This window comes from Parafrankia colletiae (genome assembly GCF_001854655.1).
Classification (GTDB): Bacteria; Actinomycetota; Actinomycetes; order Frankiales; family Frankiaceae; genus Parafrankia; species Parafrankia colletiae.
In genome coordinates this window covers 1-24,955 of record NZ_MBLM01000112.1, presented here as the reverse complement: position 1 = coordinate 24,955, position 24,955 = coordinate 1, and the positions used below count along the sequence as shown (strand labels likewise).

Genomic DNA, 24,955 nt, shown 5'->3' with positions numbered 1-24,955 from the left:
CTGCGTGCACCCGCTAAAGCGCGGCTAATTGCCTGGCCGCTGAACCGGTGACTGGCGTCACATTGCGGTCGGGCTCGGCGGCGACATGGCGGATGCCGGACGGCAGAAGTACGTAGTTTCTCGGATGTGGTGTGTTGGCCCATGTGTGACGATGGGCTCGCCTGCTTCGCGCGTCGGTCCGGCCACCGGACATCTTCACCTGCATYCCGGGATGTGCTGCCTGCCGTCCCGGGCGGTTCGTTTGCCTGTTTCATCGGTCGAAAGAGAGCCGGATCGTGAGATACGAGGTACTAGGACCCCTGCGGGTTCTCGGGAAGCCCGGAAGCCCGACGATCGGCGCTCGCAAGGTGAAGATCCTGCTGTCAGTCCTGCTCATCCGGGCTGACCAGCTCGTCACCGTCGACCGGCTGATGGAGGAGATCTGGGACTGCGAGCCGCCTCGGCGCGCCACGGCGGCAGTGCACGTGTACGTGTCGCAGCTGCGAAAATTTCTGCTCAGACCGAACGTGTCGGGCAACCCGATCGGTACCCGCCCCGGTGGCTACCAGCTGATGCGGGGGGACGACGAAATCGATCTCCACGATTTCCAGAGGTTCATGCAGCGTGGTCGCACCGACGCCCGTGCCGGTCGGCATGCCGAAGCCGTCGAGAACTTCGACGCCGCTCTGCGGATCGGCCGCGGGCCGGTGCTCGCGGATCTCCGGGACAGCGCAATGATCTCCGCGTTCGTCACCTGGATCGAGGAAATGCGCCTCGAATGCGTGGAGGCCCGAATCGATTCGGCGCTGTTGCTCGGGCGGCATCGCGAACTGGTCGGCCAACTTTATTCCCTGACGGCCGAGCATCCGCAGCGTGAATCATTTCACCGTCAGCTCATGCTAGCTCTCTACCGTTCCGAACGGCAGGCGGACGCCCTGCGCGCCTATGGTCGCGTGCGCGACATCCTGCGCGGTGACCTGGGCCTGGACCCGGGGCTGCCGCTGCGCGAGCTGCACGACGCCATCCTCGCCGCCGACGGTCGGCTGGACCTGCGGAGGGCTGGCTGAGCGTCAGGGTGCCGCCATGCTACGTGATTACCACCACGTCGATCGGGAAAGAGGTAAAATTCCAGCACATCACGCCGGGGGAAGGTAGCGTCACTGCCCATGGGCCGGTTCCGGATCCTGACCAAGCGTCATGACTGCTACGGAGTGCATGGCGCGTCTTCGCTCTGTTGTCAGATCGCCGCGTAGTTCGCGCGCACAGTCTGCTCCGCGCCGCACAGTCTGCTCGGTAGGCGATCGTACCGCCCGCTGYCGTGGTTCGTGCGCGGCCACATCTCGTCGTGGGGGACCAGCCACCACCGCACTGGCCCGCGAGCGCCGAGACGGACGACCAGCCGGGCGGTAACTTCGGCGAAGGGAGCGTTGTTCCGCTGTGAGCCGCGTCGACACGATCAGCCGAGCACCGTCCGACCGCTCACCCGGCGGCCGGGCGGCGAACCCCCACGCGACCGCGAGTCTCACCCGCGCTCGCGCCGGCAACGAGGAGGCGAGCCCGGCGGACCGGCCGGACCGTCCCGACCGGCCGGGCCCGGTGGCCGCCGGCGCGGTCACCGGGCGAGCGGCTGACCGGGAGCGGGTCGTGCGGGAGGTCGACCGGCTTCGCCGGCCCGTCCCCGGCGCGGCCGGCCGGATCCTGGAGATCTCCGGTGAGCCGGGCATCGGCAAGACGTTCCTGCTCGCCGAGATCGAGCGGCACGCACGCGGCCAGGGTGTCACCGTGCTCTCCGAGCAGTGCACCGAGTTCGAGCGCGACGTCCCGTTCGGCGCGTTCGCGGGCATGCTCGCGGAACGACTCACCCCCGAGATGCTCGCCGCGCTGCCGCCGCTGACCGCCGACGTGCTGGCCCGCAACCTCGGCCCGCAGGGCGCGCCGGGCGTCGCCGAGGTCCCGCTGATCACCGCGGACTCGGCCAGGTTCTCCCTGTACCGGGCCGCTCGGACGATGCTGGAGCGGATGGCCGCCGGCGGGCTGCTGCTCGTCCTCGACGACGTCCACTGCGCCGACGAGAGCTCGGTGGAGTTCCTCGACTACCTGATCCGGCGCCCGGTCGAGGCGCCGTTGCTGGTGGTCGTCGCGCACCGCAGCCGACAGGCATCCGCCCGGCTGCGCAGCAGCCTGGCCCGCGGCGTGGCGCTCGGCACGGTCGAACGCCTGGAACTGCGGGGCCTCTCGCTGGCCGAGGCGGCCGCGGTCGCCGGGCTGCCGGCGCGCAGCCAGCGGCTGCGTGACCTGCACCGCGACAGCAGCGGCAACCCGCTCTACCTGCTCGCGCTGGCACGGGCCGGTGCGCACACCGGGTCGGCGTTGCGGCTGCCGGTCGGTGACGCCGTCTTCGACCGGTACATGGCGCTGGTCCTCGGCGACCCGCCCCTTCAGGGCGGTGTCCAGGGCGGAGTCATCGACGCCGCGGCCGTGCTCGGAGACCGGTTCGACCTGCCGGGCCTCGCCGCCGTCGCGGATCTCGACGTCGACACCACCTGCGCGGCGCTCACCGAGCTCGTCCGGCGGGATGCTCTGCGCCCGGTCGAGGGCACCCCGCTGTACTGCTTCCGCCATGCGTTCCTGCGGATGGTCGTCTACGCGAACATCGACCCGTGCTGGCGGGTGCTGGCGCACCGGCGGGCCCGGACGCTGCTGGTCGGACAGGGCGCGCCGGCCGGTGAGGTCGCGGTGCACATCGAGCGGTCGCTCGCCGGCCCCGACGCCGACGACCTCGCCGTGCTCACCCGGGCGGCGCAGGACGCGGTGAAGTCCGACCCGCGGCTGGCGGCGCGGTGGCTGCGGGTCGCGCTGCGGGTGCTGCCGCGGAACGCCCGGGGCAACGTCGCCGACCCCGGGCGTGAGCTGGAGCTGCGGCTGCTGCTCGCGCAGGCGCTCGGCGTGTCGGGACGGCTGGCGGAGAGCCGGGAGATCCTGCACGAGGTCCTGCGGGCGTCCCCGGCGGAGTCACCGGGGACGCGGGTCGCGGCGGTGACCTTCTGCGCCCTGATGGAATGCCTGCTCGGCCGGTACGAGGAGGCTCGCGCGCTGGTCGCCGCGGAGCTCGATCTCGGCGCGCGCGACCGCCCGGCGCACGCACTGCGGCTCATCACCGCCCAGGGGATCGTCGGAGTCTTCGACGGCAGGCTGACCTGCGAGGCCGACGTCGCCTCCGCCGTCGCCACGGCGCGGGCCCTGGGCGACCGGACCGCGCTGGTCGGCGCGCTGGCGCTGGCGGGCCTCAACGCGAGCCTGAGTGGCGACAAGGCGGGCGCGCTGCGCACCGTGACGTCCTGCGCGCCACTGGTGGACGGGCTGCCCGACACGGAACTCGCGCGTCACCCCGAGTACATCGCCGCCCTGGCCTGGACGGAGACCTACCTGGGCCGCACCGTCGGCGCCGAACGGCACTTCCGGCGTGGGATGGCGCTGTCCGTGCGCGGCGGCCAGCGGCACATCCGGCCGTTGCTGCTGGTCGGGCTCAGCGTGACGTGCTACCGGGTGGGACGGCTCACCGAGGCGCAGCAGGCCGCGGGAGAGGCCCGGGACGTCGCCCGGGAGATCGACGCACACCACATTCGCGGGCTGGCGCTGGCGCTGGCCTCCCTGTGCAGCTCCTGGACGGAGCCGCGGGCCGCCCGCGCGGTGTCGCTCGCCGAGCAGGCGGTCGACACTCTGYGGGGCAGCGGCTCCTGGTGGAGCTACATCGCCACGATCTCGCTGGCGAACGCGGCCACCATCGCCGGGGACCCGGAGCGCTGCGTCGGGCTGCTGGTCACCGCCGGCGGCGGGCCGGACCTTCCGTCAGTGCCCCCGTTCCTGCGCTCGGCCTTCCAGGAACTGCTGATGACCGGCCTGGAACACATCCAGAGCAGCCGGCCGGCGCCGGGCTGGGTCGAGCAGCTCGACGAGCGGCCGGACGCCGACGCCCTGGGGGTGTCCTGCGAGCACGGCTACGCGCGCACGGTGCACGCGCATGTCGTGCGCGCCCAGCTGGGGCCAGCGGCCGCAGCCGAGCTGTACGAGGCAGCGGCGTCGTCGTTCGCCGCCGCCGGGATGATCTACCTCGAGGCGTGGGCGCTCACCCTGGCGGCCCGGTGCGCCGCCGCGACCGGCCGGGGCGAGGACGCGGCCATGATGCTCCAGCGGGCCCGCGAGCTGGCCCGGCAGTGCGGGGCGACGAGCATCTACGAGGAGGCCGACAAGGAGCAGCGCCGCCTCGCGCAGGTCGCCGCCGACCAGGCCGGCGCCGAGCGCGGGACCGGCACCCGCGCCGGGCGGGCCGCCGAGTCCCCGCTGTCCGTCCTCACCGAGCGGGAGCGGGAGATCGCCGGGATCGCGGGGACGGGTAAGAAGACCCGGGACATCGCGGCGGAGCTCCACCTCAGCCCGCGCACCGTTGACGTGCACCTGACCCGGATCTACCGGAAGCTGAACGTTCCGTCCCGCGCCGCGCTGGCCCGGCTGATGAGCGAACTCGGCTGAGCCGGGCCGGCCGGGCCCCTCAACCGCGGCAGGGGACCGCCGCGGGGGCCCGGGAGAGATCCTGGTGCCGCGCCGTCCGGCGCGATCCAGCCGTCGGGGCAGGGACGGGTGACCTCGCCGCGGTGGGGCCGGTGCCACGATCTCCCCCGGACCGGGTCAGCCGGCGCCGAGTGCGGCGGCCGGCTGGCTCGACACGGCGGCGGGCCCGCCCGCGAGCGCCTGCGCGAGCAGCTCGTAGGAGCGGACCCGGGCGGTGTGGTCGTGCACGATCGTCAGGGCCATCAGCTCGTCCGCGCCGGAGGCCGCGAGCAACTCCAGCGCACGGCGGCGGACGGTCTCGGGACCACCGATGAGCTGCGGTGCGAACGACTCCCGGGCGATCTGGCGCTGCTGGGGGGAGTACGGCGCCCGGTCGGCCTCCTCGGGGCTCAGGTAGGGGCCGAGATTGCCGGTGAACAGCTCCAGATGGGCGATCTCCACCGAGCTGGCGAGCCGGAGCGCCTGCGCGTCGTCCTCTCCGACGATCACGACGGCGGCGACGACCGCGTACGGCGCGGCGAGGTTGCCGGTCGACCGGAACGAGCGGCGATAGGCGGTCACCGCGTTCACGGTGTTCTGCGGGCTGAAATGGTGCGCGGTGGCGAACGGCAGGCCGAGCTCGGCGGCGAGCCGCGCGCCGTTCGGGCTGGACCCCAGCACCCACACCGGTGGCGGGGTCTCCGCCTGTGGGTAGGCGGCCACCGGCCCCCGCCTGCCGCCGCCAGGGGCGCCGAGGAAGCCCAGCACCTCGCTGATCTGCGCGCCGAAGGTGTCCCCGCGCGGCTGCCCGCCGCCACGCTGGAGAGCCTGGGCGGTCAGCGGGTCGGTGCCCGCCGCCCGGCCGAGGCCGAGATCGATCCGGCCGGGGTGGAACGCGGCCAACGTGCCGAACTGCTCGGCGACGACGAGGGGCTGGTGGTTGGGCAGCATGACCCCGCCGGCACCGACCCGCAGCGTCGACGTCGCGGCGGCGATCTGGCCGATGAGGACGGCGGGCGACGAGCTCGCGATACTCGGCGTGTTGTGGTGCTCGGCGAGCCAGTAGCGGTGGTAGCCGAGGGCCTCTGTCCGCCGGGCCAGGTCGAGCGTGTTGCTCAGCGTCGTGGACGGAGACGTGCCGCTCATCACCGGCGCGATGTCCAGCACGGACAACGTCGGTCGGCGGGCAGGGGACGGTGCGTCGGGCAAGGTCGTGGTTCCCTTCAGATCGTCGGTCGCGCGTTCCCGGCCGGGCGGCAGGCGGGCCCGCGAGGGGCGGGCCGGAGAGGCTGGCCCGGCCGCCGGCCGGCTAGGCGCTCGGTGTCGCGGCGTCCGTCGCCGCGGTGCGCGCAACACCGCTGGTCGCTCCGGTGCCGCTGGTCGCGCCGGCGGGGGTGGCCCCCGGGCCCGGCACGGCCTGCTCCGGCAGGTTCGTGTCCGGCAGGTCCGTGTCCGGCGTGGTCGCGTCGGCCGCTCCGACGGCGAGTGCGTGCGGGTCCGCCGAGCTGAGCTCGGACGCCTTCGCGTTGATCACGACGATCGCCACCACCGTCGCGACCACCAGGAAGATCGCGGCGAGCCGGAACGCGCCGACGATGCCCTCGGACAGCACGTAGTGGGCCTGGTCGGTAGGCGTGTCGCCGACCGGGGACCGCGCCGCGTCACGGCTCGCGGTCCCGAACGCCGTGACCAGGATCGCGAGGCCCAGGGTGCCGCCGACCTGGGTGGTGACGTTGAGCAGGCTGGAACCGGCGCCGGCCTGCTCCGGGCGGATGCCGTAGACGGCCACCGCCGTCAGCGGCACCATCATCAGCCCGATGCCCAGGCCGATGAGCAGCAGCGGGCCGAGAATGGTGTCGACGTAACCGCTGTCCGGTGAGATGCCCTGGACCAGCCAGATCGCGGCCCCGGCGGCGACCAGGGCACCGGCGGACACCACGGGGCGTGGGCCGACCCGCATCATCAGCTGTGCCGCGAGCTGGGTCGCCGGCAGCATCACCAGCGTCATCGGGAGGAAGGCCAGGCCGGTGCGCAGCGGGCTGAACCCGAGCACCTCCTGGAAGAACTGGGTCTGGAAGAACAGCATCCCGAGCATGCTGGCGATCATCAGCAGGTTCACGGCGTAGGCGCCGGAGCGGTTGCGGTTCAGGAACAGGTACAGCGGGGTCAGGGCTTCCCGCGTGCGGGGCTCGATGATGAGGAAGGCCGCCAGCAGCACGACGGCGACGGCGAAGGCGATCAGCRCCTGGCCGTCGCTCCAGCCGTCCGAGGCGGCCCGGACGAGCCCGTACACCAGGGCACCGACGCCGAGCGTCGAGGTGAAGGCCCCCGGCAGGTCGAGGCGGTGCGGGGTGCGCGCGGCCTCGCTGAGGAACCGCGGTGCGAGCACCAGCACCAGGATGCCGATGGGCACGTTGATGAAGAAGACCCACGGCCAGGACGCCCAGGTGCTGATCATGCCGCCGCCGATCATGCCGATCACGGCGCCGGAACCGGTCACCGCCGCGTACACGCCGACTGCGCGGTCGCGCTCCGGCCCCGCCCGGAAGTTCGTGGCGATCAGCGCGAGCGCGTTCGGTGCGGTGAGCGCGGCGCCGGCCCCCTGCAGCGCCCGCGCGGCCAGCAGCCAGCCCGCGTCGGGAGCGAGGCCGGCCAGGACCGAGGTGAGGGTGAACACGGCGACGCCGGTGAGGAAGACCCGGCGGCGGCCGTAGATGTCGCCGATCCGGCCGCCGAGGAGCAGCAGACCGCCGGCCGCGAGCGTGTAGGCGTTCGGCACCCAGGACAGATCGGTGGCGGAGAAGCCCATGTCCTTCTGGATGTTCGGCAGCGAGACGTTCACGATCGTCGCGTCCAGGGCGACCATCAGCTCGGAGATGGCGATCACGACCAGTGCGATCCCCGGTCGGCGGGTGAACCCGCCGCCAGGCGCGCGTACCTCCGCGCCCGGTGTCGTTGACGTGGACACTGGTACCTCCAAGCAGCGGCCACCCTCGGGTAGCGCGTTTAAGGAACGATCACGTCTACTATAGAGGCAGTGGATCGCCGACGGCAACGACCTGGTGACCAGGTAGGGGGAGGTGTGTGGTGTGACGGCCGCTCCGTCGCCTGCGGCGACCAACGGGGCACTGTCGCCACGGGCGACCAACGGGGCACTGTCGCCTTCGGCGACCAGCGGAGCGCCGGTGCCGACCCGCCGCCGTGGCTCGGCGCTCGAGGCGGCGATCTTCGAGGCGGTGCTCGACCAGCTCGCCTCGGTCGGCTACGCCCGCCTGACAATGGACGGCGTCGCGGCCGCGGCGCACACCGGCAAGGCGGCTCTCTACCGCCGGTGGCCGAGCAAGGAGGACCTGGTGCTCGCCACCGTCCGCCATGTGCTGCCGACGCCCGACGCCATCGTGCTCACCGGTGACCTGCGGCTGGACCTGCTGGCCGTGCTCGGCTGCGTGCAGCGGACGGTCAACTCGACCCACGGTTCGGTGCTGCAGATGGCGGCTGTGGACTCTGGTGCCGACTGCCAGTCACTGATCGGCGATCTGGTGATGGGGCCGTGCGAGCGCCGCATCCTCGAGGTCCTGGAGGCGGGTGCCGCACACGGTGAGGTCCGGCCGGCGGCCGTGTCGCCGCTGGTGGCGGAGATAGGCCCGGCCATGGTGCTGCGCCGGTCGATGGTGGACGGCTCACCTGTCCCCGACCCGTACCTGGTCTCGGTCGTGGACGACGTCCTGCTCGCCCTGTGCAGGGTCGGGCGGTAGGCCAAGGTCACCCGGGGCGGGGTGGCCCGGGGCGGCAGCCGCCGCCTGCGTGGTCGCGCCGGGCAGGGTGACGGTGTCGTGCAGGGTGAGGTGGTCCGGCACGGCCGGCAGCCGGGCGAGGTCGTGCGTGAAGGTCTGCTCGCCGCCGGGCCCGCCCGGGCCGGCGAAGCCGTGCCGCGGGTAGAGGTCGGCGACGATGACGTTCTTCGCGGTCGCCCGGTAGCGGGCGAGGAGCGTCGCGGCGCCGGCCTCGCGGGCGTGGCGCAGCACGGCGGCCAGCACCGCCTGTTCGATGCCGCGGGAGAACACCCGGCAGCTCAGCAGGAAGTTCTCCAGCACGACGGTGTCGGCCTCGGTCGCCGTGCCGGCCTGCCGGCGCAGGAAGACGGCTCCCACCAGCCCGTTCTCCCCGAACCGGTCCCGTGACCGGACGGCGAGCACGGCGTTGCCGGGGGTGTCGGCGTACGCGCGCAGCTCGGCCTGCTGCAGCCGGCGCGTCGCGGTGTGGAACTGGTTCGTGCGCAGCGTCAGCTGGCTGACCCGCGGCACCTCGTCGTCGCGCACCGGCCCGAGCCACACCTCGACGGCGAGCCCGCGCAGGTAGTCCTCCAGCGAGGAGGCCGACGCGGTGAACTCCCGCCGGGCCGCCTCCGCCCGGTAGGAGCCGGGCCGGGCCCGGTCCTCCGCGGTCAGCTCGCGGGTGTCGAACCAGCCGTCGCGCAGCAGCGCGTCCACGTGGCCGGCCGGGTCCTCGTCCACCGCCACCACGGCGACACCGGGCAGCGTCTCGCGGACCAGCCCACGCTCGTAGGCGCTGTCGTCCACGAACACGAAGCTGTCCACCCCGAGGTTCAGGCCGGCGGCCAGTTCCCGCAGGTTGTCGTGCTTCGGCTCCCAGTTCGCGATGACCCGCACGAAGTCGTCCGCGCGCAGGGTCATGCCCGCATGGTCGGCGAGCGCGGCGCGCACGTTCGCCGCCTCGTTCTTGCTGACCGCGGCGACCAGCACCCCCTGCGAGCCGATCTGGCGGACGACGCGCTGGAACGCCCGGAACGCCTCGCCGCGGAAGCTGTCGGCCACCTCGATGCCCTCGATGCCGTCGTCGCCGAGGATGCCGCCCCACACCGTGCCGTCCAGGTCGAGGACGAGGCACTTGCTGGTCCGTCCGGCCACACCGCGGRCCAGGTGGCCGACCTCCCGGGCGTAGCCGGCCAGCAGCTCGCCGGAGAGGTAGGCCTTCGCGTAGGTGGCGAGCCGCGGGTCGACGGCCCGGACGCCCTCGGCCAGCAGCGGGTCGAGGTCCAGCACGACCACGGCGGGCTCACGCTCGGCGAGGCCGAGCAGCCGGGCGTTGGCCGCCCGCCACACGGCTCCGAGCCGGGCCCGCGACCGGTGGTCGACCAGCTGGGCGGCGTACCGGCGCGGCAGCGGGAGGGTGTTGAGTACCAGCGTGCCGCGGCCGGCCGCGGCGAAGCCCGCAACCAGCCGCTCGATCAGCTCGAGCTTCTCCTCGATCACCCGCGCGACGTCGTCCGGCCCCCACGGCAGCCCGACCTCGTCGAACACGACCGCCGGGTCGAGCACGGCGAGGGTCAGGTCCGGCTTGTGCTGGTACAGGGCGCTCCCGGGATCGCTCAGCTCGAAGACCCAGGAGTCGAAGTCGCCGAGCCGGGGGATCGCCAGCAGGCCGTGCCGGGCCAGCTCCCCGGTGAGCGCCGGTACCAGCGGGGCGAGCGTGCCGTGCCCGGTGACGGCGATGCGGACGGTGGGCGTCGCCGGATGCGCGGCCAGCACGTCGGCCGGGTCGAGCCGGGCCAGCAGCCGACCGGCGCGGGCCAACTCGTTCTCGGTCGCGTCCGCCAGCAGCCCGGCGAGCCGCGGGAACGCGGGTGCCAGCTCGCCCGCCCGCGCCAGCGCGGTCAGTTCGTCGGCAGTCGTGCGCCCGGCGGGCACGGCGGGCGCGGGGGTCACGGCGCCGCCGCCTTCTCCAGCGCGAACGCGGACCTGATCCACTTGCTCGACTCGATCGCCACCGCCACCGCCCGCTCGCCGGCGGCGAGCCGCGGCAGCAGCCGCTCGAGCTGGAAGAACGGCAGCGCGTTGCCGGTGTTGGCGGTGTCGGGCACCACGGTGACCTCCTCCGCCCCCTCGACTGCCAACTGCTCGACGATCTTCGCGGTCATCCGCCCGGACAGCTGCGGCGGCAGCAGGTAGTCGATCTCGGAGCGCTTCCAGCCGACGTCGTCGAGCAGCTCGCCGAGCACCTGCTCGGCCAGGCCCGGAACGAGCTCCTCGATAGCCTTGTAGTCCTCGGCGACACCGCCGTGCAGCCGGTCCCGGTCGGCGATGCCGAACCACTCGACGACATGCCCGGACGGCCGGCCCAGACCGCCGAGGCGCACCCGCACCTCCCGCAGCACCACCGCACCGGGCGTGGCCTCGGCACCGACACCCAGCACGGCCGCGCCGATGCCGTCCCCGAACATCGCGGCGCTGACGAGATCGCCCTGCGACACCGAGCGCGGGTCGATCGTGAGGTCCCACTGCTTGGCCGACACGTCGCCGCCGAGCACCAGCGCCGTCCGGTGCCGGCCGCCCAGCAGCAGCTGGCGGGCGAGGTCGAGCGCCTGCAGCGCCCCCGAGCAGCCGGACTGGAGCTGGAAGGTCGGGATTCCGTCGATGCCCAGCCGGTCGGCGATGACGTTCACCGTGGCAGGCATCAGCTGGTCGGGGGAGGAGGTGGCGAGCACGAGCAGGTCGACGTCGCCGGCGGCGACCCCCGCCGCGGCCAGCGCCCGCTGCCCCGCCAGCGTGCCGAGGTCGGCCAGCCACCCGTCGACCTCGCCGGTGTTGAGGTCGACGGAGAGGTGACGGGTGCGCGTGCCGAGGAACGTCTCGACCCACTGCTCCCACACGTCGCCGAGCCCGAAGCGCCGCGCGAGCGCGGCGTTGTCGATCGCGGGCCCGGGCAGCGCGGTGCCGACCGAGCGCAGGTGAACCTCAAGGCCGGTCATCGGGTCAGACCTCGGGGAAGAACACGAACCGCACGTCGACGTAGAGCTTGGGGTTGAGCACGCGCGCCTCGCGGACACCCAGCAGGCCCTCGTACCGGCCGCCGGTACCGATGATCGGGAACCGCAGCAGGACGGAGGACTGCGCCGCGGTGACGTCGAGCGGCCCCTCGTACGTGGCTGTGCCGTCGGGCAGCGTGATGTCCTCGACGTACCAGCTGAAGAGGTGACCGTCGGACGGACGCTGGTACACGCCCTCGGCGCGCCCGAACACCTCGCCGATCTTCTTGTCGTCCGCGTCGATGAGATCGTCCTGGTAGGTGCCGTAGTCACCGACCTTCGGCGCGCCGAGGACCCCGTCGCCAAGCTTGAGCTCGGTGGTCACCTCGGTGAGGGGGCCGATGATGATGAGACCGCTGGGCTGCTGTGACATGGCCCCAGGATGGAAGGCGCCGCTAAAGGCGAGCTAAGCGCACGATGCCAGCCGGCCGTAGGTCTGCCGGATGATGGCCAGCCACAGATCCAACCCCGCGAGGAGGTYGGCGGGCAGGGTCACCCCGGTCGGGATCAGGTGGCGTTCCCCGCAGAGTGCGTGGCGCAGCTTTCGGGCGTCGACGTCGTGGCCGGTGGCGTCGAGACGCACCCCGCCGGCGAGGATCGCTGCGGTGCGCCGGGCGCCTCGCGGTCCCATGTGGATGGGGCGGATCGACTGCGAGATCAGCCGACCGTGGTCACAGACGAAGCTGACCGTGCGGTCCAGGCCGCGTAGCCGCAGCGGGATGACAATCCGCCCACCCTCGGAGACTTCATCGATCAACGCCGGTCGCAGGTTCACCCCGGCATGGGCGAGGACCCGGCTGAAGGGTGCATGTGGCCGGGCCTGTAGATCGGCGGCCACCACGATGGAGCGGTCGCCGCAGTACCCGCGCAACGACACCGGCTCGACATCCGTGGACACGACCACGCCCGACGGGCCGGTCAGCTCGGCTATCAGGGCCGTGCTGTACCCGTCCGCGGCACCGACCTCCAGAACCCGGTCGCCGGGCAGGACACCCAGCTGATCCAGCATCGTCGCGAGCGTGGACGGCGACGGTGCCCACCGGCCGGCGCCCCGCCCGGCCGTGGCCCGGTCCGCGTACGCCTCCTCAACGGGGAGGTCGGGGAGGAACCGGTGCCGTGGTACCGCGCGCAGCGCTGCCTCAACCGGCGCGGACACCGGCCCAGCGGCGAGGATCTCCTCGACCATCGCCGCGCGCAGCGCTGCGGTTGACGTGCGTGGCGCGCCGCCGGACATCACGGCGCCGTAGGCAGCAGGTTGTCGTACTCGCAGGTCTTCGCCGCACGCATGCGGTCCGCGCACGCGTCGGGTGAGGTGCGCACCGCGGGACTGACCTGAGAGGGGCGCCGCCATTCCAACGCGGAAAGGACGGATGTGGTGGTGGGGGGTTTGTACGTCGGCGATCGGCTCGACAATGACATCCGCCCCGCGCAGGCCGTCGGCCTGGCGACTGCCTTTATTCGCCGGGGTCCGTGGGGCCACATCCTCGAGGACACCACGGTCGCCGATCGCTGCCTGTTTCACCTCGACTCGTTGACCGAGCTACCGGCGTCACGGCCGCCGCGATGTCGCTGGGTTCGAGCACCACCGGGCGCGCCGTGCGGCCGGCGTGCCCGGTGTCCCGGACCGCTTCCCGGCTCGATCCTGTTTCGTACCAGTCAAAAGCGCAGCGAGGAGGCGTGGCGGAGGCACCCGCGCACAGGCTCGCCACCGTGGTGCTCGTTCTCACCGACATCGACTCGCCGGATCTTGGCCTGATGCTCATCGCTGGCAGCAGTTGGTGCTCGTTGTGACCGACATAGCCCCGGCGGACGAGTTCGGGTCGTGGCCGTACCGAACCGACAGCGTTCTCGATGTCGATCAGTRGGACGCGGTCATCCGCCTGCACCCGCTCATGATCGCTRCCCCGCCGGCTCTCCGTGCGGAACTGGGCGTCGGCCTGCTGCCGAGCCGCGCTGCGCTGGCCAATTCCGCCGGCCGGCACCATCGCGGGCGCCACCCCCTCAGGGTCACCGGGGCCTGATGAGCGCGGACGGACAAGGTCCCGGACACGCCGATGCCTGCGCTGCGAGAGGGGATCGACGGTGACCTATGCTGATGTCTCGGTTCGACCGCAATATCTGGTAGTTACTGTAGTGTCGCGACGCTACCTGTTGTGGTCGCATGGTGTGTGGGTGCGCGGGTCGACGTGATGGGGAGGAACGTGTCGTGGTTGACGCAGCACCGGCGAGGGAGACCCGAGCATCGAGTGGCGTGGCGTGGCGCCGCGGCGTCGCGAGTCCGTGACGAGGTCGTTCACGGTCGGCGGTGCCTACGGCTTCCTCATCGCGTCCCTGCACGCGGACGGGTCGCTCGCGGACGTTAATCTGATCATGGCGAGCAGGGGTCGACTCTGCGTGGGATGACCGAGACCGTCTCGTTGGCGATCTCGACGGGACTGGCCTACGGAGTGTCGCTGGTGACGTTCGTTCGGCAGTTCGCCGACCTGCGGTTCGAACCGGCGGGATTGACCGATGACCCGGAGATCCCACGGGCCGCATCGATCATCGATTATGTGGTGCGACGCTTGGCCTTGGATTTCCTGCCGTTGCAGGATCGCGTGACGTTGGGTGTGCTCACCCCGGTGGAACGCGCCACGACGGTAACCGGCTCGACACCGATGGTGCCGGCGTGGTCGGACACACCAGGGATCCCGCTGTTCGCGCCGCTCGCAGTCCCGGTCCAGACCGCGTACTGAGGGGCCGGCGCTGCCGGAGGCGGGCGCACGTGGCGGTGTGGCGAGGGCGTGACCCGCCCCGGTGGGTGCTGGCGATGCGGTCACTGATCGATACCTCGGGGGTGCGGATAGGGGCCGTTCCCACGTTGGGGCGTGTTAGGCACGGTAGAGCGCCCAGGCGCCTGCGGCTGACGCCACGCGGGACGTCCACTCATCCGGGCTGGCCTGCGCGATCTTGGCCCACAAGCGTGCGTTGGCCCTGGCGAATGCGGCGATGGCGCCGGCGGGTGCGGCCTGCACGACGGATCTGTTCCGCCCAGCGGACCCGCGCCGCCGGTACCGCTGGGAGTTCTGGGACCGGCCGACCAGGCGTGCGCCGTCGGCAGCACCCTGGCCGGCCGGGTGGAACAGGTGGACGGGCGCGCCGGCTCAGGCCAGCGGGTGCCAGCCGCCGTTGTCAGGATAGAACAGGTTGCTCGACCGGTTGAAGTTYCCCCAACGCCCCTGCGAGCCAGAGTATTGGACGCCATAGACGACCTGGCCGTACGGGCTGCTCAAGATGACATATCCGCAGAACACCGCGTTGACCCCGTCACTGGAGGCCACCGACCAGTTCTGCCCCCAGGAAGCGTTGACGACGGCGAGGTTGCTCCCGGTCGGGTTGAATCCGCCTGTGAGGGGACTGTACAAGCCCGGCCGCGCGGCGCCCCACGCGCCCGAGCTGGCTTGGACCCCATGCGCGATCGGGCCGTACGCGGTACTGAGGTAGGGCGTTGCGGCGACGACGTCGCCTGCTGTGACGGGGCCACAACTGGCGGCGTAGGCAGCGGGGGTGGGGGCGACGAAGAACGCCGCGAGAGCAAACGGAACGAGGGAGGCGACGGACCTGATCCTGAGGCGAGAGCCTAACCTGAAACGCACTGCAGTCCTTCCAGATGACTGAGAAACGCATGGGCAAGTCGCGGTCGATGGTGAAGAACTGGACTGAGCCGCCGTCCCGCGCTCGTGTCGCGCGCCGTGCGCGCGGACAACCAGCGACCTCGGGGCATGTCGGTCACCGGCGCGGGAAGCGGCGAGCGATCTCCCTACTCGTCCGCCGTTCCGCTCCGCTGGATGCCTGGGTGGTTATTCGCATCGCGGCGCCAGGGAAGTAAATTGCTCTACAGAACGGGGCCCGTACGGCCAAGGTAACGATGCTGATTTCGGCCGGCGCCTTCCTCGCCGGATCAGGCCGTATCCGCCAGTCGCGGAACGCGTATCGGTGATGGAACCTGATGCCGTTGGAGCGGACCGAAGCGATCCCGAGAAGTCGCCGGAAAATACCACAATACATGGGCCACCCGCCCACGTGGAATCACCCGCGTCATAGTGCGGCAGAATACGGAAGTCAGGAGCGCGCTATGCTGATGAGATTAACACCGGATCATCGACGTTCGCAACCGCATGGCCGATTCCGGCACCCGGTTTACGTCGTCGTTGTTGGTCTGGCCGGCCAGCGGGAGTCCCGTGGCCTCGGCTAAGTTGTCGCTTAGCAAGTCGTCATCCCAGGTGGGGTCGTCGTAGCCCTCGTTCTTGTCCCCCCGCGTCTCGTGCCCGTCCGTCCCAGCCACTTTGCGCGGTAGGGGAGTTTGGGTTGTTCCAGGCTGCCCGGCTGATCCGGTCAGCGGCCTCGCCGTCCATCGGAGTCGGCTTACCCATGGCAGAACTCCCTGCGATCGTGAATCGGGGCCCCGGTATCGCCACGAGGCAGGCGAGCCGGGCCCTTTCGGTCAACTGTGTCGGATGTGGGCCTGCGATCAACGGTAGGCGGGGACTCTCTGCCTGAATCAGCAGCTCCAGCAGGTCGGTGACCCGCCAAGGTTTCCTGATGCGGGCTACGACAGTTGGCTGACGGCGTCGGCGGCGTCAAGGTATTTGGCCCTGACCGTGACTGCCATCAGCGTGCGCACCTCGGGGCATCTCCCATGAGGCGATCTTCGCTGTCACCGTCCTGCTGGTAGCCGCTCGGCCGGTCTCGGACTGCGGTCTAACACGAGGGAGGACAGCGGGCCGGTCGGCAGGGCTATCCACCCTTCCCGTTCCGCGGCAAAGGCGTCGTCCGGTCCGGGCAGGGCGGTGTGGCCCAGCGCCACGGCACGGGCGGTCAGTGCCGCGATCATGGCGTCGAACGCGTCGTCGGATCGGCGGCAGAGATCCGCGTGGGCGCCGAGGTCAAGCCACGACGCCGCATCGAGGAGAGTGTCGACCAGCGTTGCGAGGACGGCGATGTTGTCCTTGCTCTTGTAGCCGAGGTGCGGCAGCCCCCATCCGGCGAGGGAGGCGGCCGGGTATACCTCGACGACCACGCCACCACCGGTGCGGTCCACGGGTATGTCATCGTCTGCGAGTGTTGCCAGGAGTCCCGCGCAGCGCATCGCCGTGTGCGCGATCCGGTCGGCAGCGACGCTGAGTGGCCGTAGCCCTGTCTCTGCYTGGACCCGCTGGTCGGTGACCCGGTACGCCAGGGCACGTCGCCACTGCAGACCCGTGACCCCCTGCGGGACGGCCACGTTCCCGCTCTGGTGGGCCGTGATGAAGGCGACGAAGGCTTCGGGCCAGCCGAACGGGCAGTCGATACCGACCTTGTCCGTGTTCTTGACCGCCTCGACGATCGTGCTGTCGGTCGTATCGAGTCGGACATCCCGTACCGTCGCTGAACCCGACGACCAGTCGATCCGGGCGAGTGCGGTCTTCTTCGGCTCCGCCGCCAGGTCCACGCCGATCGTCATCATCCGATCAGGGTACGCAGCAGGGCGTTGAGGTCCATCCGAGGAATGAATGACTCGTCCACGAAAAACCAGCCTGTGAGTCCCGAGGCCGGCCCGCGTTCATGCTGCGCCGGCCCACAGCAGGGAGGCACTGTTGCGTCGGCGAGGTCCGCCATGGCGGCTACGGATCATTCCGTGGAAAGCCCCCTGACACTGACGTACTGAGGCGCTGAACGGCCCCGTACCGCCCGCCTGGACCGGTACGGGGGAGACGCCTGACCGCCGAGTAGATCGGACAGCCGATGACCGGCGGCCCCTGGCAGGACGCCGCATTCGTTGGCCGGGCAACGAGAACCGCGGGCACTCACGGAGCGCCCTTTTTGATCGTGCCATGCTCGCCCGGTGGATCAAGCGAAGGTCGCGGTGTCCAGACGCGGGACGGCGGCGAGCAGCGCCCGGGTGTAGTCGTGCTCCGGTGCCCGCAGCACCTGCTCGACGTCGCCCTGTTCCACCAGCTCGCCGTCCCGCATCACCAGGACCCGGTCACAGGCGTGGTAGATGACCCCCAGGTCGTGCGAGATGAACAGCATCGCCACGCCGAGGGCGTCCTGGACGTCGGCGAACACGTCGAGGATCTGTGCCTGGATGGAGACGTCCAGCGCGGATACCGGTTCGTCGCAGACCAGCACCTCCGGCTCGGGGGCCAGTGCCCGGGCGATGGCGACCCGCTGCCGCTGACCGCCGGAGAGCTGGGCGGCGCGCCGCGGGAGCACCCCGGCGTCGAGCCCGACGAGGCCGAGCAGCTCGGCGATCCGGTCCCGTCGGCGCTTCGCCGCGCGGCGGCCCGGTGCGCCCAACGCCTCCCCGACGATCCGTTCGACGGTGTAGCGGGGGTCGAAGGCACCGAGCGGGTCCTGCGGGACGAGCTGGATGCGGTGCCGGTCCGGCCGCCGGGCCGACTCCGACAGCCGCGACCAGGGCCTTCCGTGCAGTTTCACCGTGCCGTCGTCCGGCTCCATCAGACCTAGGACGATCTCCGCCGTGGTGCTCTTGCCGGAGCCGGACTCGCCGAGCAGCCCGACCGTCTCGCCGACGCGCAGCGCGAACGAGACGCCGCGCACGGCCGGYCGGCGCGAGCCGTCCGGCCCGCGAAAGCTCTTCCAGACCTCGTCGACCTCGATCACCGTGTCGTCGGCGTGCCGCACCCGGCCGCGGGCCGGGCCCGCCTGTGGGGCCGGCCACGGCTCGTCCGTCCGCCAGCACCAGGCGCGGTGCGCGGCCCCGACGGCGACCGCCGGCGGATCCGCTGACCGGCAGCGTGCCTCGGCCAGTGGGCAGCGGGCGGCGTACCGGCAGCCGACCGCGTCCGGCGCGGCGACGGCCGGCCCCGTCGTCGCGTCCCGGCGGATCGCGAGTCGGGTGCCGCGGGCATGCGCGGACGGGACGGCGGCGAGCAGCTCCCGGGTATAGGGGTGACGCGGAGAGCGGAGCAGGTCCTCGACGCTGCCCTCCTCGACGAGCGCACCCGCGTACATCACCGCGACCCGGTCGGCCAGCCGGCTGACGACGGCGAGGTCGTGACTGATCAGCAGCACGCCGACCCCGTCCGCCTTGCGGGCCGCGAGCAGGTCGAGGATCTGGGCCTGCACGGAGACGTCCAGCGCGGTGGTCGGCTCGTCCGCAAGTAGCACGGTGGGCTGCCCGGCGAGCGCCGAGGCGATCAGTGCCCGCTGGCGCAGCCCGCCGGACAGCTCGAACGGACGCTGCCGGGCGCGTACCTCGGGCTCCGGCACGCTGGCCTCCGCCAGCAGCTCCACCGCCCGGGCGGCGCGGGCGGCCCGGGGGACCAGTCGGTGGTTGCCCAGGGTCTCGGCGATCTCGGCGCCGACCGTCCGCACCGGGTCGAGGGAGGACAGGGCGTCCTGGAGCACCAGCCCGACCCGCCGGCCGCGGATCCGGCGCCAGTCCCGTTCGCGCAGGTCACGCAGGTCCTGTCCGGCGAGTTCGAGCCGGTCCGCCGACACCGACCCGCCGGCGCCCACCAGACCGACCAGCGCCCGGGCGGTGACGCTCTTGCCCGAGCCCGACTCGCCGACGATCGCCAGGCATTCGCCCGGCGACAGCGTGAAGCTCACCCCGCGGACAGCCGCGAGCGGGCCCCCTCGGGTGGCGAACGTGACCCGCAGATCCTCCACGGCGATCAGCGGCCCCGCGCCGGCCGTGGGCTGCGTGCCACCGGTCGTGGGTTCCACGCCGCTGGCCGTGGGCAGCGGGCTCGCCGTGGCGGTCCCTTCAGAACGTGCCACTGGGATGTCTCCCCTCGGAGCGCCGCTGCAGATCACGGCCGACGATGTTGATGGCGATCACGGTCACGGTGATCGCGAGCCCGGGGAAGACCGCCATCGCCCAGGAGATGGTCAGGAAGTCCTTGCCCTGGGCGAGCATCGAGCCCCACTCGGCGGTGGGCACCCGCGGGCCGAGCCCGAGGAAGCTCAGCGACGAACCCGCGATGATGGCCGCGCCGACGCTCAGCAGCGCCAGGACCAGCAGCGGCGCGAACGCGTTGGGCAGCACATGGCGCAGGTGGACGCGGGCGCGCCCGGCGCCGAACGTCACCGCGGTGCGCACATAGCCGGCCTGGCGGATCACCAGCGCCTCGGCCCGCACCAGCCGTGCGAACCCGGGCGCGCCGGACAGGCCGATGGCAATGGCCGCGTTGGTGCTGCTCGGGCCCAGGACGGCGACGACGAGCAGGGACAGCAGCAGACCGGGAAACGACATCAGGACGTCGGTGATCCGCATCAGGATCTCGTCGACCAGCCGGCCGCAGGTGGCGGCCAGCATCCCGACCAGGCAGCCGAGGAACAACGCGATGCCGGTCGCACCGACACCGATGAACAGCGACACCCGGGCACCGTGCACCACCCGGCTGTAGACGTCCCGGCCGAGCTGGTCGGTGCCGAACCAGTGCGCACCGCTCGGCCCGAGCAGGGCGTCCACCGGCTCCACCGCGTTCGGGTCGGCCCGGGCGAGCAGGCCCGGCCAGATCGCGGCGAGGCATACCAGGGCCACCACGAGGGCGCTGATCGCCACGCCGGGACCGATCCGCCGGTTGTCGCGCCCGGAACGGCCCGCCCGGCGCCACGGCAGCCGGCGCGGCCGGCCCGGTGGACGGGACAGCCAGCGCCGAGCCGAGCCCGGCGGACGGCGCGTGGCCGGGCTCGGCTCGGCGTCGGCGGCCTCCGGGCGCGGGATGGCCAGCTTCGGCGTGGTCACCGGATGACCTCCTTCATCCGCGGGTCGATGACCCGGTAGAGCAGGTCCACCGCGATGTTGAGCAGCGTGAAGATCGTCGCCGCCACCACCGCGACGCCGGTGACGAGCGGGAGGTCGCGCCCGGCGATGGCCGTCGCGGTGATCCGCCCCAGCCCCTCCCGGCTGAAGATCGTCTCTACCAGCACGGCCCCGCCGAGCAGCGTGCCGACGATCCAGCCGGCGAGTGTGACCATCGGGATCAGCGCGTGCCGCAGCGCGTGCCGCAGCCGCACCGCAGTCTCACCGGAACCGCGCGCCCGGGCGCTGAGCACGAACGGCTGCTCCAGCGCCCGCTCCAGGCCCTCCCGCATGACCTGCGCGAACACGCCGATCAGGCCGAGGGCCAGCGTGACGGCGGGCAGCACGAGCCCGTCCAGGCTGTCGCCGCCCGCCACCGGGAACAGCTGCAGGCGGAACGAGAACGCCGTCAGCAGCAGCACGCCGACCCAGAAACCGGGCGTCGAGATCATCACCAGTTCGGCCGCGGACGACAGCCGCCGCCACCCGGACCGGCGCCCGGCCGTGGCGACGGCGAGCGCCGCCGCCACCACGAACGCGAGCCCGAACCCGGCCAGTGCGAGCTGGACCGTCGGCCACAGCTGGCTTCCGATCACCTCCGCCACCGGCCGGTGCAGCTGGTAGGACCGACCGAGATCACCGCGCAGCAGCTGGCCGAGGAACCTGCCGTAACGGACGGGCAGCGGCCGGTCGTACCCGAGCTCGTGGCGGGTCTGCTGGTAGACCTCCGGGCTGGGGGCCGCGCCGCCCATCATCACGTGCACCGGGTCACCGGGCACGACCTGCAGGGCACCGAAGGCCACCGTCGCCGCTCCGACGACGACGAGGACCGACAGCGCCAGCCGGCGGGCCAGCCACCGCGCGGTGGACGTCACTTCGTCGGGTCCAGCCAGGTGTCGAAGAACGCCAGGTTCGAGGACTGCTCGAAGCGCAGGCCGTGCACCTTCTCCGACGCACCGACCAGGTTCGCCCCGACGGTGAGCGGCACCGCCAGCGCGTTGTCGATGATGTACTGCTGGGCCTCGGCCCAGTTCTTCGTCCGCACCGCCGTGTCGGTGGTCGTCGACGCCTCGTTCAGCAGCCGGTCCAGAGTGGCGTCGTTCAGCCCGTACAGGTTGCCGCCGCCCTTGGTGATCCCCTGGTCCGACGCGAACGCGAAGCGCAGGATGTCGCCGTCCGGCCGCTGGTAGCTGCCGCCCCAGATGTCGAGGTCGGCGGCGAAGATGTGCTGGCTGAAGGTACCGACGTCCTCACTGATGTACTGCAGGTCGATGCCGACCTTCTTGGCGTCCGCCTGCACGCCCTGCGCCACCACGCCGCGGCTGTCGCGGTCCAGCTGCGCGCCGGTCCGCCAGACGACCGTGAGCCGCTTCCCGTCCTTCGTGCGGAAGCCGTCACCGTCCCGCTCCGTCCAGCCGGCCTCGTCGAGCAGCCGGTTCGCCAGCGCCTGGTCGACCTTCCAGGTCCCCTCCAGGGACTTGTCGTAGCCGATCGTGGTCGGGCTCAGCAGACTCCAGGCCCGCCGGTACTCGCCGAAGTACACCGAGGTGACCAGCTCGTCGAGGTTCACCGCCCGCAGCAGCGCCCGGCGGACCCGCACGTCCGACAGCGGCTCGCGGGTGGGGTTGAGGAGCAGCGAGAAGGTCAGACCGGGCGAGTCCGCGCGCAGGTACTGCAGCGAGTTGTTGGCCTTCAGCGTGCGGATGTTCGCCGCCGGCACGTTGTTGACGACCTGCACCTGGCCGGAGGTCAGCGCACCGAACCGGGCCGTGTCGTCGGAGATGAACTGGAAGGTGATCCCGTCCAGGTAGGCCGGGCCGTCGTGGCTCGCGGCGTCCGGCGCCCACTGGTAGGCGGTGTTCTTCGCCAGTACCAGGTCGCGGTTCTTCGTCCAGCTCACGAAGGTGAAGGCACCGGAGCCGACCGGCTTGGTGCACAGCTCCTCCGCGGAGCGCCGCAGCGACGCGGGCGACTGGATGCCGAGGGACGGCGTCCCGACGCTCTGCAGGAACGTCGCGTCCGGCCGCTCGAGCACCACCTCGGCCGTCCGCGGGTCGATCACCCGGGTCTCCTGGTAGGCGCTCAGCAGCGCACCGGCGTACAGCGACTTCGTCGCCGGGTCGACGGCATGGTCGAAGGTCGCCTTCACCGCGGTGGCGTCGAACGCCGACCCGTCGTGGAACCGCACGCCGTCACGCAGCGAGAACCGGTAGGTCTTCCCGTCCGGGGAGACCGTCCAGCTGGTCGCCAGCCACGGCTTCGTCTCGCCCGTGGCGGTCTGTGAGACCAGAGAATCGAAGATGTTGCGGTTGATGACGCCGGTGACCGTGCTCGGGTCGTAGCCCGGGTCGAGGCAGCCCGGCTCCTGAATGGTCGCGTAGGTGAGCTTCCCGCCGGCGACCGGCGTGGCGTCGGCGGCCGGGGTGCCGGAGGCGTCGTCCGAGCCGCCGCACGCGGCGGCGGTGACGCCTGCCAACGCCAGCACGGCGACGAGGCTGGTCGTTCGCCGGACGGCGCGCGTACGCCGCCCGCCCCCCTGGATCCTGGTATTCATGACGTCCTTATCAGTCGGTGCGGCGGTGCCGCTGATGCGGTGCCGCCGCGCGGGGCGGGCGGCCACGGCGCGCCACACCGCACTGCGTCGGCCCTCGGTGTCGGCGTGCCGGGCGCGGCGTGCTCGTGCAGGTCCGGGCCTGGACCTGGACCCGGCGAACCGCCACCCGGCCCGCGGAGGCAGGTGAGGGTGGTCCGGCCGTGCGCCGCGGACAAAGATTCGCAGACTGATCGGCTGCTCCACATCAGAAGAACTACGTACCTGAGAACTACGTACCGGTGACGAGAGCGCGGCTGGCGTGCACACTCGCCGGGCCGGACGACCGCGACGGCACGGATCCGCTCCGCGCGTGGGACACATCCGCTCCGCTCGCGGGACACCGTCGCCGCGGGCAACCCTCGGGGCGTACCGGCGCTCCGCTCCGCGCTGGTGAGGATCACGTTGTACGGTCAACCCGCACGAGCCGCGCCTGGACGGCGGCGATCCTGTCGGCTCTCGTCATGGTCGCTCTGCTGATTTTTCATTCCGGAGAACGGTCTGGCAGTGATCCCGCGTACCGGTTACGTTGTGGGCGCGGGGGCGCACTATTCCCCCATCAGGTTCCGGGGGGGATCTCATGTCACATACGATGCGATCGTCAGCCTGCAGGATTGTGCTGTCGATGCTCTTCGTTGTCATTCTGTTGGCGGGTGTCCTTGGCGGATGCGGCGCCGAGGATTCGGAAGACCCGGTCCGCGCGTCGGCGTCGACCGGCACCACGCGGACCTCGCCCGCCGCGTCAGCGGAATCCGAGGCGGCCCGGGAGTCCCGGGAGTCCCGGACATCCGCGAGCCCGGCCGGTGTCTCCGTCCCGCCGACGCGTTCGTCGTTGCCTCTGAGTCCGTCCGCGCTGGCGCGGTCATCGTCCTCGCGGTCGCCCTCGCCCGCCCGTTCCTCCGCGACGCCCCCGGCCGGCTCCGCGGTCCTTGGAACCTACGACGGCATCTCCACCATCACGCTGACGACCTATGATTTCTGCGGTCCGGGCTCCGCGCGCCGCCGGGCGGCTTCACAGACCTATCAACTGAGCTCCCAGCTGGTCATCGGCAGGCGGCAGACCGACGGCACGTCCTCCGAGCCCAGTCCGTTCTCGTTCACTCTCGCGGCCGGGAACCCAGGCGCGACGGGAGCGGTGTCGCTCGCCTCGGCCCGGGTCGCCGCCACCTCGGGGAGTGACCTGGCGGGAAATCCCCGCAGTCCCCGCCTGCTCCTGACCTACTGGCAGCTGGCCTGGTCCGACGGCAACCTCACCGGCCGGCTGGTGGATGACCACCGGGCCGAAGGGGCGGCGTACAACCTTTTCAACGGTGAGCAGCCCCTGATTCCCTGCCGAGCCAACAGCGGTGGTTCCATCCCGCAGGTCGCCCCGCTCAGCCCCGGGGCGACCCTGCGGGGTCGTCTTGGGGACGGGGGAGCGGATCTCACGCTGTCCGCCTCCACCTACAGTGGAATGTACGATCTCCAGCTTCGGTTCGTGTCATGAAACGGCTTCTCCTGGCCACCCGGCGCGGGCCCGCCGCCGGATCCCGGAACGGGGCGCCTTAGGTGAACGCAGGACCATCTCCGGTGCGGGAACGACCGGAGCGGGCCGGTGCCAGATTCCTCATCTCCTATGCCGCCGAGGACAAGGCATGGGCGGAATGGCTCGGATGGACGCTGGAAGAAGACGGCTTCCTGGTGTTCGTCGCCTGTTGGGACGACCTTCCGGGCACACGTTCCATCGGCCGTCTGGACAGCTATCTGCGCAGCGCGGACCGGACGATAGTGCTGTTGTCCGAGGCCTATCTGCGGGATGGCCGGCCGGCTGAATGGCAGACCGCCTGGGCGGCCGATCCCGACGGCCGGGAGCGGTCGCTCCTGGTGGTCCGGATCGACGGCTGTGAGGATGCCGGCCTGCTCGGGCAGATCGTGCCGGTCGATCTGTTCGATATCGATCGGGACGAGGCGCGACGCCGCCTCCGGGCCGCCGTCCACGGGCGACGGGGCAGGCCGGACCGGTCTCCGCCCTTTCCCGGCCGGGCCGCGCGGGTGGCAGCCGGCAACGGCGACCCGCTTCCGCCACCGGGAGGAGAGCCGATGTTTCCGGGGTCGCGCCACCGGGTGTGGAACGCCCCGCCGCGGGTCGCGCGGTTCGTCGGACGGGACGATCTCCTGACAGCTGTCGCGGCGACGTTCGGCGCTCCGGTGACCGGCGCTCCGGTGACCGGCGCTCCGG

The 24,955-nt window shown here is 71.9% G+C and carries 17 protein-coding genes and 1 pseudogene; 7 read left to right on the top strand and 11 right to left on the bottom strand.

What is annotated here, in order from left to right; genetic code table 11:
• The first annotated feature begins 275 nt into the window (after positions 1–275).
• Entirely contained in the window at positions 276–1,046 is a 771-nt protein-coding gene (locus tag CC117_RS14630; protein ID WP_071084449.1) for an AfsR/SARP family transcriptional regulator, read from the top strand.
• A 370-nt stretch (positions 1,047–1,416) separates the two neighbouring features.
• Positions 1,417–4,509, top strand: a complete 3,093-nt coding sequence (locus tag CC117_RS14625) for a helix-turn-helix transcriptional regulator (RefSeq protein WP_071084446.1) — start codon at positions 1,417–1,419, stop codon at positions 4,507–4,509.
• Between the two features lie 156 nt (positions 4,510–4,665).
• Here the strand turns inward: CC117_RS14625 and CC117_RS14620 are convergent, their stop codons facing one another.
• Together CC117_RS14620 and CC117_RS14615 are read right to left on the bottom strand one after the other, a co-directional pair.
• The gene (locus CC117_RS14620) at positions 4,666–5,736 is read right to left on the bottom strand and encodes an LLM class flavin-dependent oxidoreductase (RefSeq protein WP_241830107.1); all 1,071 of its coding nucleotides are present in this window, start codon (positions 5,734–5,736) and stop codon (positions 4,666–4,668) included.
• Positions 5,737–5,836: 100 nt separating this feature from the next.
• Positions 5,837–7,495 (bottom strand): MFS transporter, encoded by a 1,659-nt coding sequence (locus tag CC117_RS14615; RefSeq protein WP_071084444.1) that lies wholly within the window; start codon positions 7,493–7,495, stop codon positions 5,837–5,839.
• Positions 7,496–7,616: 121 nt separating this feature from the next.
• Here CC117_RS14615 and CC117_RS14610 point away from each other — a divergent pair, with 121 nt between their 5' ends.
• Complete coding sequence (locus CC117_RS14610) at positions 7,617–8,282, top strand: TetR/AcrR family transcriptional regulator (protein WP_241830106.1); 666 nt, start codon at positions 7,617–7,619, stop codon at positions 8,280–8,282.
• On the opposite strand, the gene CC117_RS14605 is transcribed toward CC117_RS14610, so the two are convergent.
• Genes CC117_RS14605 through CC117_RS14590 form a run of 4 tightly spaced genes read right to left on the bottom strand, consistent with a single transcriptional unit; the run spans position 8,208 to position 12,587 of the window.
• On the bottom strand, positions 8,208–10,253 hold the full coding sequence (locus tag CC117_RS14605; RefSeq protein ID WP_071084442.1) for an HAD-IIIC family phosphatase: 2,046 nt from the start codon (positions 10,251–10,253) through the stop codon (positions 8,208–8,210). The genes CC117_RS14610 and CC117_RS14605 overlap by 75 nt on opposite strands.
• Positions 10,250–11,296: a 3-oxoacyl-ACP synthase III family protein gene (locus CC117_RS14600; RefSeq protein ID WP_071084440.1), complete on the bottom strand. Its 1,047-nt coding sequence runs from the start codon at positions 11,294–11,296 to the stop codon at positions 10,250–10,252. The genes CC117_RS14605 and CC117_RS14600 overlap by 4 nt, the downstream gene beginning before the upstream one ends.
• 4 nt (positions 11,297–11,300) lie before the next feature.
• Positions 11,301–11,726, bottom strand: coding sequence for an allene oxide cyclase barrel-like domain-containing protein (locus CC117_RS14595; protein WP_071084438.1), 426 nt, complete (start codon positions 11,724–11,726; stop codon positions 11,301–11,303).
• A gap of 33 nt (positions 11,727–11,759) precedes the next feature.
• A complete protein-coding gene (locus CC117_RS14590) occupies positions 11,760–12,587 on the bottom strand; it encodes a class I SAM-dependent methyltransferase (RefSeq protein WP_157905409.1) in 828 nt (275 codons plus the stop codon).
• A 153-nt stretch (positions 12,588–12,740) separates the two neighbouring features.
• Here CC117_RS14590 and CC117_RS40540 point away from each other — a divergent pair.
• A pseudogene (locus tag CC117_RS40540) lies at positions 12,741–12,899 on the top strand (HAD hydrolase-like protein); the annotation flags it as partial.
• 853 nt (positions 12,900–13,752) lie between these two features.
• Positions 13,753–14,088 carry a hypothetical protein gene (locus tag CC117_RS39015; RefSeq protein ID WP_241830105.1) on the top strand — a complete coding sequence of 112 codons (336 nt, stop codon included), beginning with the start codon at positions 13,753–13,755 and terminating at the stop codon, positions 14,086–14,088.
• A gap of 1,961 nt (positions 14,089–16,049) precedes the next feature.
• Here the strand turns inward: CC117_RS39015 and CC117_RS14565 are convergent.
• The 5 genes from CC117_RS14565 to CC117_RS14545 all read right to left on the bottom strand — a co-directional run bounded on the left by CC117_RS14565 (position 16,050) and on the right by CC117_RS14545 (position 22,701).
• Positions 16,050–16,838, bottom strand: a complete 789-nt coding sequence (locus CC117_RS14565) for a DUF429 domain-containing protein (RefSeq protein ID WP_071084428.1) — start codon at positions 16,836–16,838, stop codon at positions 16,050–16,052.
• A 383-nt stretch (positions 16,839–17,221) separates the two neighbouring features.
• On the bottom strand, positions 17,222–19,120 hold the full coding sequence (locus CC117_RS14560; RefSeq protein WP_407673529.1) for a dipeptide ABC transporter ATP-binding protein: 1,899 nt from the start codon (positions 19,118–19,120) through the stop codon (positions 17,222–17,224).
• Entirely contained in the window at positions 19,107–20,090 is a 984-nt protein-coding gene (locus CC117_RS14555; RefSeq protein WP_241830103.1) for an ABC transporter permease, read from the bottom strand. Before CC117_RS14555 ends, CC117_RS14560 begins: the two co-directional genes overlap by 14 nt.
• On the bottom strand, positions 20,087–21,022 hold the full coding sequence (locus tag CC117_RS14550; protein ID WP_071084424.1) for an ABC transporter permease: 936 nt from the start codon (positions 21,020–21,022) through the stop codon (positions 20,087–20,089). Before CC117_RS14550 ends, CC117_RS14555 begins: the two co-directional genes overlap by 4 nt.
• A complete protein-coding gene (locus CC117_RS14545) occupies positions 21,019–22,701 on the bottom strand; it encodes an ABC transporter substrate-binding protein (protein WP_071084495.1) in 1,683 nt (560 codons plus the stop codon). Before CC117_RS14545 ends, CC117_RS14550 begins: the two co-directional genes overlap by 4 nt.
• 661 nt (positions 22,702–23,362) lie before the next feature.
• Here CC117_RS14545 and CC117_RS14540 point away from each other — a divergent pair.
• On the top strand, positions 23,363–24,223 hold the full coding sequence (locus CC117_RS14540) for a hypothetical protein (protein WP_131803072.1): 861 nt from the start codon (positions 23,363–23,365) through the stop codon (positions 24,221–24,223).
• 83 nt (positions 24,224–24,306) lie between these two features.
• Positions 24,307–24,955, top strand: a 649-nt coding sequence (locus CC117_RS14535) for a toll/interleukin-1 receptor domain-containing protein (protein WP_198541855.1), incomplete at its 3' end; no start/stop codon positions are given.

Bases quoted from the DNA above. Each gene is read 5' to 3' on its own strand.
- CC117_RS14600 (WP_071084440.1), bottom strand. From the start codon at position 11,296: ATGACCGGCCTTGAGGTTCACCTGCGCTCGGTCGGCACCGCGCTGCCC.
- CC117_RS14595 (WP_071084438.1), bottom strand. From the start codon at position 11,726: ATGTCACAGCAGCCCAGCGGTCTCATCATCATCGGCCCCCTCACCGAG.
- CC117_RS39015 (WP_241830105.1), top strand. From the start codon at position 13,753: ATGACCGAGACCGTCTCGTTGGCGATCTCGACGGGACTGGCCTACGGA.
- CC117_RS14545 (WP_071084495.1), bottom strand. From the start codon at position 22,701: ATGAATACCAGGATCCAGGGGGGCGGGCGGCGTACGCGCGCCGTCCGG.
- CC117_RS14540 (WP_131803072.1), top strand. From the start codon at position 23,363: ATGCTCTTCGTTGTCATTCTGTTGGCGGGTGTCCTTGGCGGATGCGGC.